Here is a 1,938-nt window from a genome sequence, read left to right on the forward strand (position 1 = left end):
GGTTATCATGACTGCCCCTCCATGTAAAGCCCCTCTGCATAACCATTTGCATAAAAATTTTGCACATCTCTGCACTTTAATTTTGCAATAAACAAAAGCCTCCTTGACAGTCTCTTTTCCGGACAAATCATGTTGTCAAGGAACTTTCGCGGCAACTCCTCGCTTCTCTCCGTTCTTCCGTTCGTTCATAACGGCGGTCCCAGCTGTTTTTCCACTTGCGCCTCGAGGATTTGGTTTAAGACTTGTTCCAACAGCTTCACTAATCCCTCATCTTTGGTTAATAACCCGTGCGAAAGTTCATCATTTAGGTAAGATATGGAGCCATGGTTGCATTCCTCCTTATGTTTGGTGTTTTTGGTCTATTGTTTATTCTGCCAAAGGAAAGCAACATGGCTCTTTTTATGTTCGAATACATTTTACTCGCTCTCGGTGAAAAAACAGCATTGGCATAATTTTAGTCCATGTACTTCTTCTATATATTCTCTTAATTTCTTGAGTTCTTTAGCGTAATGAAGTGCTTTTGTGCGAAAATGTTCTTTATCCTTTTCTTCCGTGCAATCGTTAATGCATTCCGCAGTCTTGAGAAGATCTATTTTTAATTGCATATATGCTTTTAAATCCCTGTCAATTTCCTGTGATTTCATGATCTTACCTCCATTTTTAAAGAGAAATGGGGATAAAAAGGTGACAGCCGGATTTGAATCGACGATGAGGGTTTTGCAGACCCTTGCCTTGCCACTTGTCTATGTCACCACGTCTACAGTTCATAAAGTGGAATGATCCAACCTTTTATAAACCAAAAAATGAAAAGCTATCGATTGATAGCTTTGGACTTGCCCGTCGCTTTTAAAATTAGCATCTTCCGTTATTTTCAATAAAACTCCAAAAGCTTAGCGTTTCACTAAAGTCTAAAGTGGTCAGTTTTTCAATTATTTTCAGGCGAATTTCTTGGGCGAGATCCTCTCTCTCTTGATATGCGGTTTGTTTAAGGTTTTTTGAATCTTCCCCTCAAACTGTTCTAATATTTCAACAATTTCTTCAGGACTACATTTGCTTTTATTCATAGTCCTCTCTCCCTTTAACTAATTTCTTTTTGCAATTTCTTTAATGCTTTTTTGTGGAGGTTAGAGACGTTTTGTGGAGTGGAACCTAAAATCGCGGCAATTTCACGTAGAGATAAATGATTTACATAAATCATTTCAAGAATAAAAACTTGTTTTTGGGTTAGGACATCTAAAGATTTATATAGCCTTTCGTTTTGAATTTGATTTTTTAACGACAGCTTTTCGATAGCGTCTAAGTTTATGTTGTTATCTATAATTAAATCTTTCATAGTGGAGCGATCGTTGTCGGAAAGAGGTTGATCTAAAATCAATAAGAAACGCTGGTTTAACTTGCGAACTTTTTTGTCATAATCAATACTGACGAAACGAATTAAATTGTTGATGTACTTAATTCTTTTTACTTGGTGATAGTGCTTTGTAAAAGCCTCATCTACTTTTTCTCTATTCTCTTTCGTTGGTTCCATGATGGCTTTGACAACTAGTTTGTAGTTGTTTTTATTAACAAGAAAACCTTTAATAATCGGATTCTCTAACGCTTTTTGGTGATCAGCGAAAAATTGGGTAACTTTATCACTACTAGAATTCTGCTTCTTTTTGCCCATTATCTCATCACCTCTTTTCCTCCTTTTTTTCTAATTATTTCTATAGTAATAAAGTGAAGAGTGTAGAGTAATTATAAATCATTTTTCGTTCCCCTTTAGGGGGATAGTTTATCAATCTTTCATTACGGATAAATGAGGGGATCGACAGCATCTGAATGTAAAAATTTTAATAATATTTCCTCCCTCTAGAAATGTTGATATATCAAGGCTTTTCGGCCTCTCAGGGGTGTCAAAAAAATATTTTTCGACAAAATCCCTTACATCCTTTTTCA

Annotated in this window: 2 protein-coding genes, 1 tRNA gene and 1 pseudogene; all 4 read right to left on the minus strand. The window is 35.7% G+C overall.

The genetic code is table 11. The features are described 5' to 3' along the window. Positions 1–154: 154 nt before the first annotated feature. Positions 155–317, minus strand: a pseudogene (locus BM278_RS19740) (transposase); the annotation flags it as partial. A 99-nt stretch (positions 318–416) separates the two neighbouring features. Then, a complete protein-coding gene (locus BM278_RS18110) occupies positions 417–644 on the minus strand; it encodes a hypothetical protein (RefSeq protein ID WP_090952518.1) in 228 nt (75 codons plus the stop codon). 38 nt (positions 645–682) lie between these two features. After that, positions 683–753, minus strand: a tRNA-Cys gene (locus tag BM278_RS18115). Between the two features lie 325 nt (positions 754–1,078). Next, on the minus strand, positions 1,079–1,666 hold the full coding sequence (locus BM278_RS18125) for a sigma-70 family RNA polymerase sigma factor (RefSeq protein ID WP_090952523.1): 588 nt from the start codon (positions 1,664–1,666) through the stop codon (positions 1,079–1,081). Between the last annotated feature and the right edge of the window lie 272 nt (positions 1,667–1,938).

The sequence above is a fragment of the Parageobacillus thermantarcticus genome (assembly GCF_900111865.1).
Lineage (GTDB): Bacteria > Bacillota > Bacilli > Bacillales > Anoxybacillaceae > Parageobacillus > Parageobacillus thermantarcticus.

Coding starts and splice junctions, on each gene's coding strand:
- BM278_RS18110 (WP_090952518.1), bottom strand. CDS start 644: ATGAAATCACAGGAAATTGACAGGGATTTAAAAGCATATATGCAATTA.
- BM278_RS18125 (WP_090952523.1), bottom strand. CDS start 1,666: ATGGGCAAAAAGAAGCAGAATTCTAGTAGTGATAAAGTTACCCAATTT.